Raw genomic sequence first — 17,811 nt, forward strand, 5'->3', positions numbered from 1 at the left:
GGCGAAGAGGACGCGAACTCTCGAAGAACAACGGGCGAGAATTCACCGGTCCCGCGGGCATGCCGAAAGGCCGGCGAGTCGAGCGTCCGCCGACCGCGCCGGGCTGAGAACGTCCAGGCCGGCCGGCGTGGCCGGCCTGGACGTCATTGATCAGACGAGGTCGAACCGGTCGAGGTTCATCACCTTGGTCCACGCGGCGACGAAGTCGTTCACGAACTTGCCCTTCGCGTCATCGCTCGCGTAGACCTCCGCGAGCGCGCGAAGCTCCGAGTTCGAGCCGAAGACGAGGTCGGCCCGGGTGCCGGTCCACTTGACCTCGCCCGTGGCGGCGTCGAGGCCCTCGAACGTGTTCGCGTCCTCGGACGTGCTCCTCCACGTCGTGCCCAGGTCGAGCAGGTTGACGAAGAAGTCGTTGGTCAGCGACCCAGGGGTCGTGGTGAAGACGCCGAGCGACGACTGCCGGTAGTTGGCGCCCAGGACGCGCAGGCCGCCGACGAGGACCGTCATCTCAGGAGCGCTCAGGGTCAGCAGGTTGGCCCGGTCGACCAGCAGGTACTCGGCCGGCAGCCGGTTCCCCTTCCCGAGGTAGTTGCGGAACCCGTCGGAGGTCGGCTCCAGCGCGGCGAACGACTCCACGTCGGTCTGCTCCAGCGACGCGTCCACGCGGCCCGGCGTGAAGGGGACCTCGACGTCGAAGCCGGCGTCCTTGGCGGCCTGCTCGACGGCCGCGCCGCCGGCCAGCACGATCAGATCGGCGAGCGAGACCTGCTTGCCGCCGGTCTGGGCGGCGTTGAAGGCCTTCTGGATCTCCTCCAGGGTGCGCAGCACCGTCGCCAGCCGGTCGGGGTCGTTGACCTCCCAGCCGCTCTGCGGCTCCAGGCGGATGCGGGCACCGTTGGCGCCGCCGCGCTTGTCGCCACCACGGAAGGTCGAGGCCGACGCCCACGCGGTGGAGACGAGGTCGGAAACCGACAGGCCCGAGGCGATGATGCTGCTCTTGAGGGTCGCGACGTCCTCAGAGTCGATGAGCTCGTGCGTGACCGCCGGGAGGGGGTCTTGCCACAGCAGCGTCTCGGACGGGACCTCCGGGCCGAGGTAGCGCACGACCGGGCCCATGTCGCGGTGGGTCAGCTTGAACCACGCCCGGGCGAAGGCGTCCGCGAACTGGTCGGGGTTCTCCAGGAAGCGCCGCGAGATCTGCTCGTAGATCGGGTCGACGCGGAGCGCGATGTCGGTCGTCAGCATCGTCGGGGCGTGCGTCTTGGACGGGTCGTGGGCGTCGGGGACGGTGCCCGCGCCGGCGCCGTCCTTCGGCTTCCACTGGTTGGCGCCGGCGGGGCTCTTGGTCAGCTCCCACTCGTAGCCGAACAGGTTCTCGAAGAAGTTGTTGCTCCACCGCGCCGGGGTGGTCGTCCAGATTCCCTCAAGACCGCTGGTGATCGCGTCGGCGCCCTTGCCGGTGCCGTAGGTGTTGTTCCACCCGAGGCCCTGCTGCTCGATCGGGGCGGCCTCGGGGTCGGCGCCGACGTGGTCGGACGGGCCCGCGCCGTGGGTCTTGCCGAAGGTGTGACCACCCGCGATCAGGGCGACCGTCTCCTCGTCGTTCATCGCCATCCGGCGGAACGTCTCACGGATGTCGCGCGCCGAGGCGAGCGGGTCCGGGTTGCCGTTCGGGCCCTCGGGGTTGACGTAGATGAGACCCATCTGGACCGCGGCGAGGGGATTCTCCAGCTCCCGGTCGCCGGTGTAGCGCTCGTCGCCCAGCCAGATGGACTCGGGACCCCAGTAGACGTCCTCGTCGGGCTCCCATACGTCCTCACGGCCGCCGGCGTAGCCGAAGGTCGTGAAGCCCATCGACTCCAGGGCGACGTTGCCGGTGAGGATCAGCAGGTCGGCCCACGAGATCTTCTGGCCGTACTTCTTCTTGACCGGCCACAGCAGGCGGCGGGCCTTGTCGAGGTTCGCGTTGTCCGGCCAGCTGTTGAGAGGGGCGAAGCGCTGCTGGCCGGCCCCGGCGCCGCCGCGGCCGTCACTGATCCGGTAGGTGCCCGCGCTGTGCCACGCCATCCGGATCATGAACGGGCCGTAGTGGCCGAAGTCCGCCGGCCACCAGGGCTGCGAGGTCGTCAGCACCTCCGCGATGTCCTGCTTCACGGCCGCGAGGTCGAGGCTCTTGAACGCCTCGGCGTAGTCGAACTCGCCGAGGGGGTTGGCCACGGCGGGGTTCTTCGCGAGGATCTTCAGATTGAGCCGCTCCGGCCACCACTGGCGGTTTCCACCGCCCTGAGTCGGGTGCGCCGCGCGCCCGTGCGCGACCGGGCAGCCACCGCCTTCGCCCTCCGTCTTCGCGTCTGTGACGATCGCATCATGGTTCTCAGACATGGGAATCCTTCTGAACTAGGGGCATCACGGTGCTCAGGAACTGCGTGCGGTGGAACAGCCGGGGCACAGGCCCCAGTAGATGACGTCGGCCTCGTCGATCGAAAAGCCGTGGTCGTCGGACGCGTTCAGGCAGGGCGCCTCGCCGCTCGCGCAGTCGACGTCGACGACGACACCACACGACCGGCACACGGCGTGGTGGTGGTTGTCCCCGACGCGTCCCTCGAACCGGGCCGGGCTGCCGGCCGGTTCGATGCGGCGTATGAGCCCTGCCGCGGTGAGCGCGTGGAGAGCCTCGTACACGGCTTGAAGGGAGATGTGGCCTACGCGATCACGCACCCCGGAGGCGATCGCCTCGACGTCAAGATGGTCGCCGTCCCGGACGGTCTCGAGCAGTGCGACGCGGGCGGCCGTCACCCGCAGGCCGGCGCCGCGCAGTTCCTCGGCGATGGCCGGCGTCCGTGGTGCGATCACGCCGCCAAATCTAGCGTCATAAACACGAACGATACAAGAGAGCGAATGACCCCAGTCTTGTGCCGCGACAGGGCGCCTTCGCCCGTCGCGGCGTACGCGTCTTCCGTGAGGGGGAGCTCGGGGTGCTCGGCGTCGAGACGGCGCCGGTCAGGCGCCGATTTCGCGCGAGTGCCGGTCAGGCGCCGACGTAGGCGGCGAGGTGCTCGCCGGTGAGGGTCGAGCGGGCGGCGACGAGGTCGGCGGGTGTGCCCTCGAAGACGATCCGGCCGCCGTCGTGGCCGGCGCCGGGGCCGAGGTCGATGATCCAGTCGGCGTGGGCCATGACCGCCTGGTGGTGCTCGATGACGATGACCGACTTGCCGGAGTCGACCAGCCGGTCGAGCAGGCCGAGCAGCTGCTCGACGTCGGCGAGGTGGAGGCCGGCGGTCGGCTCGTCGAGGACGTAGACGCCGCCGTCGGCGCTCATGTGGGTGGCGAGCTTGAGCCGCTGCCGCTCGCCGCCGGACAGGGTGGTGAGCGGCTGGCCGAGGCTGAGGTAGCCGAGTCCGACGTCGGCGAGCCGGCCGAGGATCTTGTGAGCGGCCGGTGTGCGCGCCTCGCCGGAACCGAAGAACTCCTCGGCCTCGGTCACCGACATCGCGAGCACCTCGCTGATGTCGCGGCCGCCGAGGTGGTGGTCCAGCACCGACGCCTCGAACCGCTTCCCCTCGCACTCCTCGCAGGTGGTGGCGACGCCGGCCATCATCGCCAGGTCGGTGAAGATGACGCCGGCGCCGTTGCAGGTGGGGCAGGCGCCCTCGGAGTTGGCGCTGAACAGCGCCGGCTTCACCCCGTTGGCCTTCGCGAACGCCTTGCGGATCGGGTCGAGCAGACCGGTGTACGTCGCGGGGTTGCTCCGCCGTGAACCGCGGATCGGGGTCTGGTCGACCGACACCACACCCGCGCCGGGAGGGATCGACCCGTGCACGAGCGAGCTCTTGCCGGATCCGGCGACGCCGGTGACGACGACGAGCACCCCGAGCGGGATGTCGACGTCGACGTCGCGCAGGTTGTGCGCCGTCGCGCCGCGGATCTCCAGCGCGCCGGTGGGCTTGCGCACCGTCTCCTTGAGGGCGGCCCGGTCGCCGAAATGGCGGCCGGTGACGGTGCCGCTGGCCCGCAGCCCCTCGACGGTGCCCTCGAAGCAGACCATGCCGCCCGCCGTTCCGGCGCCGGGGCCGAGGTCGACGACGTGGTCGGCGATCACGATCGTCTCCGGCTTGTGCTCCACGACGAGCACCGTGTTGCCCTTGTCCCGCAGCCGCAGCAGCAGGTCGTTCATCCGCTGGATGTCATGGGGGTGCAGGCCGACGGTGGGCTCGTCGAAGACGTAGGTGGTGTCGGTGAGAGAGGAGCCGAGGTGGCGGATCATCTTGACGCGCTGCGCTTCGCCTCCCGACAGCGTGCCCGACGGCCGGTCGAGCGAGAGGTAGCCCAGCCCGATCTCCACGAACGAGTCGAGAGTCTTGCGCAGCGTCGCGAGCAGCGGTGCCACCGACGGCTCGTCGAGGTCGCGGACCCATCCGGCCAGGTCGCTGATCTGCATCGCGCAGGCGTCGGCGATGTTGACCCCGCCGATCCGCGACGACCGGGCCGCCTCGCTGAGCCGGGTGCCGCCGCAGTCGGGGCAGGCGGTGAAGGTGACGGCCCGTTCGACGAACGCCCGGATGTGCGGCTGCAGCGAGTCGACGTCCTTGGACAGGAACGACTTGCGGATCTTCGGGATCAGCCCCTCGTACGTCAGGTTGATGTTGTCGACCTTGATCTTGGTCGGCTCCTTGTGGAGCAGGTCGTGGAGCTCCGTCTTGGTGTACTTGCGGATCGGCTTGTCCGGGTCGAAGAACCCGCAGCCGTTGAAGATGCGGCCGAACCAGCCGTCCATGCTGTAGCCGGGGATCGTGAGCGCGCCCTCGTTGAGTGACTTGCTGTCGTCGTACAGCTGGGTGAGGTCGAAGTCGGTGACCGAGCCCCGGCCTTCGCAGCGCGGGCACATGCCGCCGGTGATGCTGAAGGTGCGCCGCTCCTTCACGGTCTCCCCGCCGCGCTCGAGCGTGACCGCTCCCGATCCGCTGATCGACGCGACGTTGAAGGAGAACGCCTGGGGCGAGCCGATGTGCGGCTGCCCGAGCCGGCTGAAGAGGATGCGCAGCATCGCGTTGGCGTCGGTGGCGGTGCCGACCGTGGAGCGGACGTCGGCACCCATCCGCTGCTGGTCGACGATGATCGCGGTCGTCAGCCCTTCGAGCACGTCGACCTCGGGCCGCGCCAGCGTCGGCATGAAGCCCTGCACGAAGGCGCTGTACGTCTCGTTGATCATCCGCTGGGACTCCGCGGCGATCGTGCCGAACACCAGCGAGCTCTTGCCCGAGCCGGAGACACCGGTGAACACCGTCAGCCTGCGCTTCGGGATCTCGACGCTGACGTCCTTGAGATTGTTCACGCGCGCGCCCTGCACGCGGATCAGATCGTGGCTGTCGGCGATGTGCGGCGCGGATGACTGCGTGTCCCGCCTCGTGGCCATGCTCATCGTGTCTCCATCTGTTGAGCGGGGCCGCCTCCGCGCTCCCGCCGGCGTCGCCTGGCTTGATCTGACCAGCCTTGAGGGTATGTCTGGTCGCCCTTCACTTCATCCCGTAGAGCTCGCGGGCTGAAGTGATTCCGCGGGCTCCGGTCACGTGGCCCGCCCGGGCCGGGCGTCAGGCCGGCGACTCGCCGTCCTGGAGCAGCCCGAGCACGTTGCCGTCGGGGTCGATGACGCTGGCCACCAGGCGGCCGCCGCCGACGTCGTGCGCGGCCTCCTTCACGGTGGCGCCCGCGGCGGTCACCTCGGCCAGCTTCGCCTCGATGTCCTCCACGTGCCAGTACGCCACCGGCGAGGTCATGCCCTGCGGTCCGCCGCCCGGCACCAGCCCGATGTGCTGACCGGCGGTCTCGAAGCCGACGTAGTACGACCCGTCGGTCTGCGGCGGTACGCCGAGCAGGGCGGTGTACACCGCCTTGGCCGCCGCCAGGTCGGACACGGGATGCAGCACGGTCTTGATTCCCTGGGTCGGGGAGCCGGTCATGTTCGCTCCTGAGGTAGTGGTGAGGTCCATGGCGGTCACGCTAGCCGCGGCTCCACGACCAGCGCTTCTCGAATCCTGACCGGTTCGCGCGCCGGCGTCAGGGCAGCTCAGGCGGCAGGCAGGGCGGGCTCTCGGCCGTGTCCCGGGCCCTTGCGCGTTCAGGTTTCGGTCAGGTATCTCGACCTCCACCAGGGCACCTAAAACGACCGAATAACCTAGATACATGGCAAAACGGGGGACGGCTCGGACGGGGGCCGGCAAAGGTCTCGCATGGCTGGCGGCGATGGGGGTCGCCGCCGGAGTACTGGTGGCGGGGATCGCCCTGCCGGCGGTCGGAGGCATAGGGCTGGGAGTCGTGACGGCGTCGGACGACCTGAACCTCAAGCCGGAGGATCTCAAGGAGCCGCCTCTGGCGGAGAAGACGACCGTGCTCGACGCGAAGGGCCACCAGATCGCGCAGTTCTACGACCAGTACCGGGAGAGCGTCCCGCTCGACCAGGTGGCCGACGTGATGAAGACCGCGATCATCTCGATCGAGGACTTCCGGTTCTACGAGCACGGGCCGATCGACATCGAGGGCACGATGCGCGCCCTGGCGAAGAACCTGACCACCGGCGGGGTGAGCCAGGGCGGTTCCAGCATCACCCAGCAGTACGTCAAGCAGGTGCTGTACAACATGGCTCCGACCCAGGCCGAGAAGGCCAAGGCGCTGGCGCCGAGCTACGCGCGCAAGCTCAACGAGCTGCGGTACGCGATGGGCATGGAGCAGAAGTACTCCAAGAACGAGATCTTGGAGAAGTACCTGAACATCGCCTACTTCGGGGCGGGGGCCAACGGGGTGGAGGCCGCCGCCAAGCGGTTCTTCGGCGTGTCGGCGGCCAAGCTGAACCTGGTCCAGGCGGCGACCCTGGCGGGAGCCGTACAGCTGCCGAACAGCACCGACCCCGAGGCGGGCAAGAAGAGCCGGCAGCGGCTGGTGGCCCGGCGCAACGTCGTGCTCGACCGGATGGCGGAGCTCAAGAAGATCACGCCGCAGCAGGCCGCCGAGGCCAAGGCCAAGCCGCTGGGGTACAAGGGCACTCCGCTGCCGGGCGGCTGCGAGTCCAGCCCCTATCCGTACTTCTGCATGTACGTGCGGGCCGACATCCTCACCAACCCGGTCTTCAGCGCGTTCGGCAAGACGAAGCAGGCCCGCGACCAGTTCCTCAAGCGCGGCGGCCTGACGATCAAGACCACCATCGACCCGAAGATGCAGGCCGCCGCCGACAAGGCCATCAAGGCGCGGGTCTTCACCACCGACAATCCGGTCGCGTCGGAAGCCCTGGTGGAGCCGGGGACCGGTGAGATCAAGGCGCTGGCGGCCAGCAGGAAGTACGGCACGAACAAGCGCAAGAACGAGATCTCCTACAACCTGCCCGCCGACGTCGCGCACGGCGGCGGCACCGGTTTCCAGGCGGGGTCGACCTTCAAGGTCTTCACGCTGCTCACGGCGCTCAACGAGGGCATGAAGATCAACGATGGTCTCGCCGCCCCGGCCGGTTACAACGCGCCGAGCTATTCGTCGTTCCAGAACTGCAAGGGACAGAGCGTCGGCGACCCGGGCTTCACCGTCAGGAACGACGAGGGATCGGGTGGGTTCAAGACCCTGCAGACGGGCACCTGGGAGTCGGTCAACACCTTCTTCCTGGGCCTGGAGCAGAAGGTCGGCCTGTGTGACACGGTCAAGACCGCCAAGTCGCTGGGCATCAAGCGCGCCGACGGCAAGCCGCTGGGCGAGTTCGAGACCTTCACGCTCGGCATCAACGAGATGGACCCGGTGACCGTCGCGACCGCCTACGCCGCCATCGGCGCCCGGGGCACGTACTGCCCGCCCCAGGCCATCAGCGCGATCACCGACCGGGACGGCAAGACGACCACGTACGAGCCGAAGTGCCGGCAGGCCCTCGACCCGGAGGTCGCCGACGCGGCGGCGCACATCCTCAAGGGCGTCTTCGGGCCCCAGGGCACCATGAGCGCCGTCGGCGGCATCGGCCGCGACGCCGCCGGCAAGACCGGCACCAGCGACGACTACGCCACCGCGTGGTTCGCCGGGTTCACCCCGGATCTCGCCGGCGCGGTCAGTCTCGGCGACCCCCGCGGGGCGAGCACCCACAGGCTGAGCGGCGTGACCATCGGCGGGCACTACTACGGCGCCGTCTTCGGTGCGGACATCTCCGGCCGGATCTGGAAGTACACCATGATCGACGCGCTGAAGGGCGTCGACCCCACGCACTTCCACCCGATCGACGAGGCGCGCTTCGGCGGCTGCGGCGGTTCCTGTGCGCCGCCGCCGGACCCGGCGCGGGACGACGACCACTTCACTGACTTCGGGCCCCACGCCAACGGCGGCCCCGGTCGGGGACCGGGCCAGGGACGCGGCCCGGGAGGCGGTCAGGGACACGGCCCGGGAGGGGGGCGCGGCCCCAACGGGTGAAGACGGGCACGGTCATGCGGCGGCCTCGGGATGGCGCTGTGCTTCAATTCTCGCGCTGACGAGAACTTGAGGAGATCCGCGTGAAGGTCCTGTCGGATGTCGTGGTGGCGGCGGTGGCGCTGCTGCACGTCTACATCCTGGTGCTGGAGATGTTTCTCTGGACGACCCCGCGCGCGCTCAAGGCGTTCGGCACCGATCGGGGGTTCGCCGAGCAGAGCAGGGCCCTGGCCGCCAACCAGGGCCTCTACAACGGATTCCTCGCCGCCGGGCTGATCTGGGGGTTGATCGCCGCCGATCCGGTGGGGTTCCAGGCGAAGGTCTTCTTCCTGATCTGCGTCGGCGTGGCCGGCCTGTACGGGGCGGCCACGGCCGGCAGGAGGATCCTGTTCGTGCAGACCGTGCCCGCTGTGGTCGGCCTGGTGCTCGTCCTGCTTGCCCGCTGAGCCGCGGTCCGCCAGCCCGTCGCCGATCACGTGGGGAGCGCCGCCTCATTGGCGGCGGCGGCAGGAATTGGTGTCGATTCGTCGCGCTCTTCATTTACGGTCTGCTGCTAATACGCCAAGGCGCAGGTCATACATGCCGCCGGACCGGAAGAGCCCGGCCGCGTCTTCTTTGAGCGCCTATCGGGCGGGTCGCCGGCGGACAAGGACCCGGCGTTGACGTGGGCGATCCGAATTGAAACCTGAATTTGCGTGGCGAACTGACAGATTCCATAATTCGGATATACGCTCACCGTTCGTGACCGAAGCTGATTCAACGGGCCAGTTCCTGGCCAATGATCTGTTCTTCGTCATGCATGACGACAGGACAGGGCGAATACGACTGCATCCCCGGCTGATCGGCCTCGGATTGGCCGCCGCCATCCTGAGCGAGCTGATGCTGGCCGGCCGGATCACCGTGGAGAAGGCGGCGGGCGACGTACGGCTCGGCCTGGTCGACACCACGCCCACCGGCGACGCGCTCACCCAGACCGCACTGGACCACATCGTGGCCGAGCCGGTGCATCCTTTCCGGACGTGGCTGCATTTCCTCGCCCGTACGGCACGCGCCGACGTGGCGGGCCGGATGACCGACGCGGGGTTGCTGCGCCCCCCGACCATGCGGGCCCGCAGGCACGTCCCCGTCGATCCGGACACCGCCATCCTGCCCGTCGCCCGCCTCAACCTGTCGATCCAGCGCCGCGAGCCGTTCGTCACCGCGAGCGGCGTCCTGCTGGGTCTGGTGATCGCGACCGGTGCGGCGTCCCTGGTCCTGCTGGATCCGGACCCCGAGTACATGGGCGACGCGGTCGCGTCGCTCCCGGCGCCGTTCAAGGAACTGATCGCGCAGACCGAGGCCGCTGTCGGCGCCGCCGTCCTCAGCCGCTCCTGAATCCCCTATAGGCGTCATCAAGCGATTTTGAGAGATATCGCTGGAGCTGTGGGGTCTTCAGCCCGCCTCCGGAACCGCGGTGAAGTTGAGGACTTCCAGGTCGTCGCCCGGCGTGATCGTTCGCGTCTCGCACACGGTGGACGACCGGGGGTCGGGTTCGACGCCGGCCACGGACCTCTTCTCCTCCGCCGTCATCGGCCGGCAGGTCTCCTCGGTGCTGACCGCGGCCGCGTTCCAGGCGATTACCGACATCGATGACGACATATCCCACATCTGGCTGGAGGGGGTGCCGTCACTCCTGCGGGCTCCGATCTCCGCTTTCGTGCCGGTGGACAGGTCGTACACGATGGACGCCGGTGTGCGCAGCAGGAGGAAACGACCGTCGTTGACGGTCATGCGCGTCATCTGCCCGGGTAGGCGCACCTGCCCCGAGCCGTCCGGACGCGCGGCCACGACGGCGTCGCCCAAACGGCCGACGCACCACTGGGGCACGCAGCGCATGCCTGTCACGCCCGCCGGTGCGGTGACGGGCCGCCGCTCTCCGGTTTCGAGATTGGCCAGCACGCTCTGGTTCGCATTTTCTTTGGCCCTGTCTCTCCAGTCGTGCGCGTCCGCCGCCCAGGGCCAGCTCGTGAGCCACATCCCGTCGGTGCCGGGGATCCGCTCCGCGGCGCCGCCGGTGATCGGCATGCGGTAGACACCGCCCGAGCGGACCGACCAGACCACGTGGTCCTTCGTCACGTCGATCGTCTCCACGTCGGACAGGGCCCCCGTGACCTCTCCGACGCGGACGGCGGCGCCGCCCCTGATGGGCGCGACCCAGAAGTCGGCCCACTCGTCACGGTTGTTGGGCGTGGTGCCGTACCAGACGACGTAGTCCTCGCCGACCTTGAAGTCCTGTTCGTAGTAGCCCTTCTTCCCGGGCACCATCTCGGTCAGCACGCGGCTGGTGCCGGCTTTCGTGTCATAGACCTCCAACCGGCCCGCCTTCTCGAACGACGAGTCGGCCGCCAGCAGGATCTCGGTCGGGCTGAACGCGGCGAGCAGGTTGTAGGAGAAGCCGTCGGGCGCCTTCTTCGGAATCCGCGACACCGCCTCCGGCCACACGTCTCGCACGTGGGGGAGCGTGGCGTCGTGCGCCGCGCCGCCGGGGGCGGGGGGCGCCGAGACCGTCGGCCCGCCATGTGTCATCGGGACGACGCCGTCCCCTCTGTGCACGCCCCGGACGGCCGCCGTTCCCCCGATGGTGATCACCGCCACGCTCGCGACCGCGAGCGCCGACCGGTGGCGACGCCGGCGGGTGCGCCTGGCGCGGCGGGCGGCCACCGCGTACGTCAGACCGACCGGCTCACAAGCGTTGTCGGCGGCGTGCCGGAGCGCCGCCGCGAGGTCCTGCTCGGTTCTCATACTTCCTCCATCAGGGACGCGGTGCGCTGGACGCGCAGCTTGCCCAGGGCACGTGACGCCTGGCTGCGCACGGTTCCGGCGGAGACGCCGAGGATCCGGGCGATCTCGGCGTCGGGGAGGTCCTCGTAGTAGCGCAGCACCAGCACGGCACGCTGCTTGGGCGGCAGCTCGCCCAGCTCGGCCCACAGGCCGTCGTCCTCGTCGAGCCGCGTGTCCTGACGGGCCGCAGAATCGGGGGTCTGCGCCACCAGATGTTCCCGCCGTCTGCGCCGCCACCAGCTCACATGCTGACGTGCCATGATCGTCCGGACGTACCCTTCTGGGTCGTCTTTCCGCGCGACCCGCTGCCACGCGTCGCCCAGGCGGAGCAGTGCCTCCTGCACGAGGTCGGCCGCGTCGTCGGCGTTGCCCGTCAGGACGAAGCCGTAGCGGAACAGCGCGCCGCCCCGTGCTCTGACGAAGTCGTCGAAGGTGTCGTCCACGACCCCAGGACGCCCCGCCGCCCCGTTTCGTTGCATGCCCCCTTCACCGTTGTCACACCGCTGACGCCCGGAGGGGCCTCAGATGATCGGGGTCACAGCAGGGGGAGGGCCACCTGGAAGGCCGCCCCCTTTCCCGGCGCCGTACGCACCTCGACCCGGCCGCCGTGCGCGGTGACGATGGACTGCACGATGGCCAGGCCCAGCCCCGCCCCGCCCCCCGTCGCACGGCTGCGCGAGCCGTCCACCCGGTAGAAGCGGTCGAACACCCGGCCGGCCTCCTCCTCCGGCATTCCCGGGCCCTCGTCCTCGATCGTCAGCACACCCTCGCCCCCCACCTTCCCGACGGCGATGCGCACGGCGGTCCCCGTGGGCGTGTGGGTGACGGCGTTGCCGACCAGGTTCGAGACCACCTGCCGCAGCCGGGCCTCGTCACCGCGCACCGTCGCCTCCTCCGGTGCGCCGCCGTCCGGTCCGGTGAGGGTCACCGGCCGGTCCGGGTCGAGGGCGGACAGGTCGTGGTAGGCGTCGGCGGCGAGAGTCCGCAGGTCCATCGGGGCGAGGTCCATCGGCAGGGCGGCCTCGCCCTCGTCGAGGCGGGCCAGCAGGAGCAGATCCTCCACGAGACGTGCCAGGCGGCCCGCCTCGCTCTCGATCCGGGCCAGCGTGCGGTCGGTGTCGGGCAGGCCGCCCATCCGGTGCAGCTCGGTGAAGCCCTTGATCCCGAACAGTGGGGTCCGCAGCTCGTGGCTGACGTCGGCCACGAACCGGCGCATCCGGGCCTGCGACCGCTCCCGGTCGGCGAAGGCGGTCTCGATCTGCCCCAGCATGCCGTTGAGCGCCGTGGCGAGGCGGCCGACCTCGGTGCGCCGGGGGGCGGTCTCCGGGACCCGCCGGGACAGGTCGCCGCTCGCGATCGCGGCGGCGGTCTCCTCGATCCCCCGCAGCGGCCGGAGCCCGGCCCGCACGGCGAACCAGCCGATCGCGGCGAGCAACGCCATCAGGACGGCGGCCGTCGTCATGCAGACGACGGTCAACCGGCCCACCGTCGATCTCACGCCTTCGAGGGAGGCGGCCACCACGACGCTGCCGCCCTTCGCGGTGTCCAGCCGTCCCAGCGCGGAGCCGGGCTGCCCCGCCACTGGGAGCGAGGTCGTCACCGGCAGGGCGACCGCGCGCCACTTACCGCCGCCGGCCTCGCCGGGCACGTCGAAGGCATTCCCTCCGAGCTTCGCGACGGCCGCGGCGTCCAGACGGGGCAGCCGGGGGCTCGCGACCCCGCCGCGCAGCGACACCTGGCGCTGGGCCTCGACCGTCCCGCCGGGGGAGAGGTAGGCCACGTACATCTGGTCGAGCAGGTCCGATCCGGGGGCCAGCCGCATCGCCTGACCCCCGTCGTCGGAGACGGGCACGCGGAGCAGCGCCGGGCTGAACCGCGACGCCAGGGACGCGATCGGCGTCAGCTGCTGGTCCACCCGGCCGATCAGGTGTGAGCGGAGGGTCGCGACCGCCACCGCGCTGCTCACCACCAGCCCGGTCGCGAGCAGGGCCATGGTGATCAGCAGGAGACGCCCGCGGAGCGACAGCCCCGTCGGCTTACGGGAGCCTGCCGCCCGCCCGGCCCGCGATGACACGACCATGCCCGTCATCCTGGTCGAGGCTTGCGCAGCACGTAGCCCACCCCGTGCATGGTGTGGATAAGTTTGGGCTCGGCCGTGTCGACCTTCCGCCGCACGTAGCTCACGTACGTGTCCACGATGCTGGAGTCGCCCGCGAAGTCGTACTGCCAGACATGCTCAAGGATCTGGGCCTTGGAGACGACCCTCCCGGCGTTCAGCGCGAGATAGCGCAGCAGGCGGAACTCCGTCGGCGACAGCCGGACCGGCTTGCCCGCCCTGGTCACCTGATGGCCGTCGGAGTCCACCTCAAGGTCACCCACCCTGAGCGTGCGGTCCTCGGGCGACAGGCCCGTCCGGCGGAGCACCGCCTCGATGCGCGCGAGGAGCTCCTCCAGGTCGAACGGCTTGGTGACGTAGTCGTCGCCGCCCAGCCGCAGTCCGTTGATCTTGTCCTGGGTCGCGTCGCGGGCCGTCAGGAACAACACGGGTACCTGGCCGGGCCGGGTGCCGTCCAGGGGCCGGGGCAGCTCCCTGAGGCGGCGGATCACCTCGAACCCCTCCATGTCGGGCAGCATGACGTCGAGGAGGACGAGGTCCGGCGGCTCCGCGCGGGCGGCCTCGACCGCCTCGCCCCCGGTCGCGGCGGAGGTGACCGTGTATCCGGCGAACCTCAGCGTGGCCGACAGCAGCTCCCGGACCACCGGCTCGTCGTCGACCACCAGCAACCGCTGACCGCTCATGCCCGCCCTTTCTCCTGCCGGCGCCGTCCGCCCCTCCCCTGAGAATAGGCACCGGCGTGGCGCGCGAGCCGTACGAGATCGGTGGCGAACCCGGCGAGGAGGCCTCCGGCGGCCCCCCGCCATGCCGCCCCGACGGGGTCTGCGGAGAGCCCGAGATGTACGGCAGGCACCGACCGTCCGAAGACATCGGCGACCACGTCGAGCGAGGCCCCGGCCGCGACCGTCAGCAACGGCGTCACGAGGGCGAGGACCGATCCGAGGGCCAGGCCAAGAGACAGACCGGACGGCGGCGGGACACGCGGCCCCGGCTCGCGCCGTGCGGCGGGGCGCCGGGTCAGGCGGGCGGCGACCAGCGCCACGAGCAGCAGGACCGCCAAAGCGGCGAGCGTGGGGGCCTCGAACCCGGTGAGCCACGCGGGGAGGGACGATCCCGGCAGGGGAGACACGCCGAGCCCCGTCCCTCCGCCCGTGTCCACCGTCCAGGGCACCCCCATGGCGTGCGTCAGGGCCGTCGTCACCACGTTGGGCGCGCCGAGGAGGGCCGCTCCCGCGATCCACCACTGGCCGCGCGCCGCCGACACCGCCACCCCGAGCACCAGGACCGCCACCACGATCGCCAGGCCCACCGCTCCCGTCGCCCGTACGGCAGGCCGTATCGGCACCCACCGTGCGACCGCCGCGCCGAGGACGCGAAGGAGCAGGAGGACGAGGATCCAGGCGAGCCCGCCGAGCAGGACGGACGCCTGATCGGTGGTGAAACGCACCTGCGCCTCGCCCCCCAACCGGCCTCCGAGCTCCATGGAGAACGTCCCCCGCGCAGCGGCGGCCACCGCGGCGAGCAGGCCCAAGGAGGTGAGCGCCGCAGCCCCCCGTGCGTACCGCGACGGCGGCCGGCGGAAGCTTCAGGCCGCCACCGGCCGCGAAGGGGACGCGCGCGGGCCAGGCGAGGCAGGCCACGAGCACGGCGAGGCCCGTGGCCGTCACTCCCAGCGGCGTCGCCGTGAGCCCGCCCCTCAGGCCGAACGGCAGTGTGCCCGTGACCGCCAGATCGATGTGCCCGCCGGACGCGGCCCCGGCCGTGACGGCCGCGATCGCCCCGGGCGAGGCCACCCCCAGCAGAGCCAGGCCGAGGGCCGCGACCAGAGCCATCGCGGCGACGGCGAGGACTGCCGCGCCTGCGCCGCGAACGGCCTCCCGTGTCATCAGACGTCCCGGCCGCGGAAGACGGCGAGAGCGGCCCAGAGCAGCGCCGTCACCGTCGCGACGAGGACGCCAAGGCCGGCGACCGGCGCGAGCCCCTCGGCCTGCGGGTGAATCGCGAAGATCTGGGCTCCGGCGGCGTCCGGCCAGTACTTCACCATCCATCGGGCCAGCCCCTCGGGGAACAGACTCGCCATGCCCGGCGTGAGCAGGAGGAACGACCCGAGGGAGACGGCCCCGGCCGTCCTCCTGAGCAGGAATCCCAGGGCGACGCCGTACAGGCCGATGAGCGTGAGGAACAGGCCCGCGCCGGCGATCGCCCCGGGCACGCCCGCGTCGGACAGCGCCATGCTCGGCGTGTCCTGTGCGGCGAGCACCGCCTGGCTGACCAGGAACGAGACGAGCGCGATCACCGTCCCCGAGGGCAGCAGGACGAGGGCGGCGACGACGCTCTTGCCGGCCAGCAGCCGCCCCCGGCGAGGCACGGCAGTGGTGCTGGGCCGCATGGTTCCCGAGGCGTACTCGGAGGTCACCGTCAGCACGCCCACCGCGCTGACGAGCAGTTGCACGAGGAACAGGCCGCGAAAGGCCGGCACCGCGGGGTCGAAGGCCGCCCGGTCGGCCGCCGTGGCCGCCGCGTAGTCACGTGCGGCCGCCGTGCTGAACAGGAGACTGTAGAAGCCGCTCACAGCGAGTGCGCCGGCGATCAGCAGCACGGTGGCCCGGATGCTGCGGAACTTCGTCCATTCCGAACGCACGACGCCCATCACGCTGCTCCCGGTCCCGTTCGGGTGCCCGTCCCGGGCCGCGCTCCGGGGCGGGGTCGCCGTCCCGGGCCCGCCGCCGGTGCGGCCGTCGCCGGCCGCGCCCGCGGTCACGCGTCCACTCCATCCCGTGTACGCGCGGGTTCGCCCCGGCCCGCGGATCTCCCGGTGCGTACGGATTCCCGTGCGTGTGCGAAGTGGGCTGCCTGGCCGAACTCCACGCTGTCGCGGGTGAGGTCCAGGTACGCCTCCTCCAGCGAGACGCGGTGAGGCGTCAGCTCGTGCAGGACCACGCCGTGGACCATCGCGACCTTCCCGATCTCGGCGCTCGCCATCCCCGTGACGACCAGGGCGCCGTCGCCGTCCTGCCGTACGGCCGCTCCCGCGTCGGCCAGCCGTACGGCGAGCTCCGGCGCGTCAGGCGTGCGGACCAGCACGCCACGGGAGGGGCGCGACCGCATGAACGCCTCGAACCCGACGTCGGCGATCAGCCGGCCGCGGCCGATCACGAGCAGGTGGTCGGCGGTCAGCGCCATCTCGCTCATCAGATGGCTGGACACCAGCACGGTCCGCCCTTCGGCGGCCAGGCCGCGCATCAGCGTGCGGATCCACACGATGCCCTCCGGGTCGAGCCCGTTCACCGGCTCGTCGAAGATCACCACGGGAGGGTCGCCCAGCAGGGCCGTGGCGATGCCCAGCCGCTGCTTCATCCCGAGGGAGAACTCGCCGGGCCGCCTTCCCGCGACGTCCGCGAGGCCGGCCAGCCCGAGCACCTCCTCGATACGTCCCCGGCCGATGCCGTTGCTCTGGGCGAGGAAGAGCAGGTGGTCGAAGGCGCGGCGGCGGGGATGCACCGCGTGGGGGTCGAGCAGCGCCCCGACCTCCGTCAGCGGAAACGGCAGGTCGGCGTACCTGCGCCCGCCCACCGTCGCCGTACCGCTCGTCGGCGCGTCGAGGCCGAGCATCACCCGCATCGTGGTCGTCTTGCCCGCGCCGTTCGGCCCCAGAAAGCCGGTCACCACGCCTGGCCTGACGTCGAAGCTCAGGCCGTCCACCGCGGTCACATCGCCGTAGCGCTTGGTCAGCTGCCGCAACTCAATCATGGGAGGAAGCGTGGCCCGGACGCCTGCGGGGCCCCGCAGAAGATCTGTGAGCCTCCTGTGAGCCGGCCGGCTCCCACCTGCGCCGGGGCCGCCCCGCACCCCTGCTCCCCGCCCGATCTCACAGGGGACTCACACTGCACGGGCCCTCGAAATGCCTTGAAGGAAACCTTTGCCATGCTCGCGGTACGTTGAGCATGTGTGCTAGGGGGTGGTCGCACATGTTCGGTAGCCGGCAGCGAGCGGACGAGTTGCTGGACGCGCTCAACCGGCACGACCTGGACCGGGCCCTGCGCTATTACAGCGATGACGCCGTCCTCGTCAGCCCCATGGGCGTCGCCGAGGGGCCCCAGGGGATCGCGGGGTACTACGAGAGCTACTTCAAGGGCTTTCCCGATTTCTGCATGACGGTCTGGCAGAGGGTCCTCACCGGCGACCCCGTTTTCACCGAGTGGACGGCGACGGGCACCCATACCGGGCCGTTCCCACTGCCGGACGGGGGTGTGCTCCACGAGACCGGCCGCCGTATCACCGTGCGAGGATGCGGCACCTGCGCGGTGCGGGGCGGAAAGATCATCGTTCACCGCGAGTACTACGATCAGCTGGAGCTCTACTCCCAGCTCGGGTTCTCGATGATGCCCGATGCGGACTTCTGACTCCGTTTCCCCCAGAGCCTCCGACATGTCCGGTGATGTGGTTCG

General features: G+C 70.7%; 15 protein-coding genes. 4 read left to right on the forward strand and 11 right to left on the reverse strand.

Annotation, left to right across the window (positions count from 1 at the left end; translation table 11 throughout):
* Positions 1-150: 150 nt before the first annotated feature.
* The 4 genes from katG to AB0B72_RS25325 all read right to left on the reverse strand — a co-directional run bounded on the left by katG (position 151) and on the right by AB0B72_RS25325 (position 5,987).
* Positions 151-2,382, reverse strand: a complete 2,232-nt coding sequence (gene katG / locus AB0B72_RS25310; protein ID WP_367741419.1) for a catalase/peroxidase HPI — start codon at positions 2,380-2,382, stop codon at positions 151-153.
* A gap of 33 nt (positions 2,383-2,415) precedes the next feature.
* Positions 2,416-2,853, reverse strand: a complete 438-nt coding sequence (locus AB0B72_RS25315) for a Fur family transcriptional regulator (protein ID WP_367741420.1) — start codon at positions 2,851-2,853, stop codon at positions 2,416-2,418.
* 175 nt (positions 2,854-3,028) lie between these two features.
* Positions 3,029-5,413 carry an ATP-binding cassette domain-containing protein gene (locus AB0B72_RS25320; protein ID WP_367741542.1) on the reverse strand — a complete coding sequence of 795 codons (2,385 nt, stop codon included), beginning with the start codon at positions 5,411-5,413 and terminating at the stop codon, positions 3,029-3,031.
* A 175-nt stretch (positions 5,414-5,588) separates the two neighbouring features.
* On the reverse strand, positions 5,589-5,987 hold the full coding sequence (locus AB0B72_RS25325; protein ID WP_367741421.1) for a VOC family protein: 399 nt from the start codon (positions 5,985-5,987) through the stop codon (positions 5,589-5,591).
* A 193-nt stretch (positions 5,988-6,180) separates the two neighbouring features.
* Between AB0B72_RS25325 and AB0B72_RS25330 the strand changes: the two genes are divergently transcribed.
* From AB0B72_RS25330 to AB0B72_RS25340, 3 genes are all read left to right on the forward strand, one after another.
* Complete coding sequence (locus AB0B72_RS25330; RefSeq protein ID WP_367741422.1) at positions 6,181-8,430, forward strand: transglycosylase domain-containing protein; 2,250 nt, start codon at positions 6,181-6,183, stop codon at positions 8,428-8,430.
* A gap of 80 nt (positions 8,431-8,510) precedes the next feature.
* On the forward strand, positions 8,511-8,873 hold the full coding sequence (locus AB0B72_RS25335; RefSeq protein WP_367741423.1) for a DUF1304 domain-containing protein: 363 nt from the start codon (positions 8,511-8,513) through the stop codon (positions 8,871-8,873).
* A gap of 295 nt (positions 8,874-9,168) precedes the next feature.
* Positions 9,169-9,801 (forward strand): GPP34 family phosphoprotein, encoded by a 633-nt coding sequence (locus AB0B72_RS25340; RefSeq protein WP_367741424.1) that lies wholly within the window; start codon positions 9,169-9,171, stop codon positions 9,799-9,801.
* A gap of 57 nt (positions 9,802-9,858) precedes the next feature.
* On the opposite strand, the gene AB0B72_RS25345 is transcribed toward AB0B72_RS25340, so the two are convergent.
* The 7 genes from AB0B72_RS25345 to AB0B72_RS25375 all read right to left on the reverse strand — a co-directional run bounded on the left by AB0B72_RS25345 (position 9,859) and on the right by AB0B72_RS25375 (position 17,113).
* Entirely contained in the window at positions 9,859-11,208 is a 1,350-nt protein-coding gene (locus tag AB0B72_RS25345; protein ID WP_367741425.1) for a hypothetical protein, read from the reverse strand.
* Entirely contained in the window at positions 11,205-11,726 is a 522-nt protein-coding gene (locus AB0B72_RS25350) for a SigE family RNA polymerase sigma factor (protein WP_367741426.1), read from the reverse strand. The genes AB0B72_RS25345 and AB0B72_RS25350 overlap by 4 nt, the downstream gene beginning before the upstream one ends.
* A 56-nt stretch (positions 11,727-11,782) precedes the next feature.
* The gene (locus AB0B72_RS25355) at positions 11,783-13,327 is read right to left on the reverse strand and encodes an ATP-binding protein (protein WP_367741427.1); all 1,545 of its coding nucleotides are present in this window, start codon (positions 13,325-13,327) and stop codon (positions 11,783-11,785) included.
* A 5-nt stretch (positions 13,328-13,332) separates the two neighbouring features.
* Positions 13,333-14,046, reverse strand: coding sequence for a response regulator transcription factor (locus AB0B72_RS25360; RefSeq protein ID WP_367741428.1), 714 nt, complete (start codon positions 14,044-14,046; stop codon positions 13,333-13,335).
* Positions 14,043-14,894: a hypothetical protein gene (locus AB0B72_RS25365; RefSeq protein ID WP_367741429.1), complete on the reverse strand. Its 852-nt coding sequence runs from the start codon at positions 14,892-14,894 to the stop codon at positions 14,043-14,045. Before AB0B72_RS25365 ends, AB0B72_RS25360 begins: the two co-directional genes overlap by 4 nt.
* Positions 14,895-15,248: 354 nt before the next feature.
* Positions 15,249-16,124, reverse strand: coding sequence for a hypothetical protein (locus AB0B72_RS25370; RefSeq protein WP_367741430.1), 876 nt, complete (start codon positions 16,122-16,124; stop codon positions 15,249-15,251).
* Entirely contained in the window at positions 16,121-17,113 is a 993-nt protein-coding gene (locus AB0B72_RS25375) for an ATP-binding cassette domain-containing protein (protein WP_367741431.1), read from the reverse strand. The genes AB0B72_RS25370 and AB0B72_RS25375 overlap by 4 nt, the downstream gene beginning before the upstream one ends.
* 218 nt (positions 17,114-17,331) lie before the next feature.
* On the opposite strand from AB0B72_RS25375, the gene AB0B72_RS25380 reads away from it, so the two are divergent.
* Positions 17,332-17,766, forward strand: coding sequence for an ester cyclase (locus AB0B72_RS25380; RefSeq protein ID WP_367741432.1), 435 nt, complete (start codon positions 17,332-17,334; stop codon positions 17,764-17,766).
* Positions 17,767-17,811 lie beyond the last annotated feature (45 nt).

Origin of the sequence: Microbispora sp. NPDC049125 (assembly GCF_040802045.1) — a bacterium.
Classification (GTDB): domain Bacteria; phylum Actinomycetota; class Actinomycetes; order Streptosporangiales; family Streptosporangiaceae; genus Microbispora.

Coding starts and splice junctions, on each gene's coding strand:
- katG (WP_367741419.1), bottom strand. CDS start 2,382: ATGTCTGAGAACCATGATGCGATCGTCACAGACGCGAAGACGGAGGGC.
- AB0B72_RS25320 (WP_367741542.1), bottom strand. CDS start 5,413: ATGGCCACGAGGCGGGACACGCAGTCATCCGCGCCGCACATCGCCGAC.
- AB0B72_RS25325 (WP_367741421.1), bottom strand. CDS start 5,987: ATGGACCTCACCACTACCTCAGGAGCGAACATGACCGGCTCCCCGACC.
- AB0B72_RS25330 (WP_367741422.1), top strand. CDS start 6,181: ATGGCAAAACGGGGGACGGCTCGGACGGGGGCCGGCAAAGGTCTCGCA.
- AB0B72_RS25345 (WP_367741425.1), bottom strand. CDS start 11,208: ATGAGAACCGAGCAGGACCTCGCGGCGGCGCTCCGGCACGCCGCCGAC.
- AB0B72_RS25350 (WP_367741426.1), bottom strand. CDS start 11,726: ATGCAACGAAACGGGGCGGCGGGGCGTCCTGGGGTCGTGGACGACACC.
- AB0B72_RS25355 (WP_367741427.1), bottom strand. CDS start 13,327: ATGGTCGTGTCATCGCGGGCCGGGCGGGCGGCAGGCTCCCGTAAGCCG.
- AB0B72_RS25360 (WP_367741428.1), bottom strand. CDS start 14,046: ATGAGCGGTCAGCGGTTGCTGGTGGTCGACGACGAGCCGGTGGTCCGG.
- AB0B72_RS25375 (WP_367741431.1), bottom strand. CDS start 17,113: ATGATTGAGTTGCGGCAGCTGACCAAGCGCTACGGCGATGTGACCGCG.
- AB0B72_RS25380 (WP_367741432.1), top strand. CDS start 17,332: ATGTTCGGTAGCCGGCAGCGAGCGGACGAGTTGCTGGACGCGCTCAAC.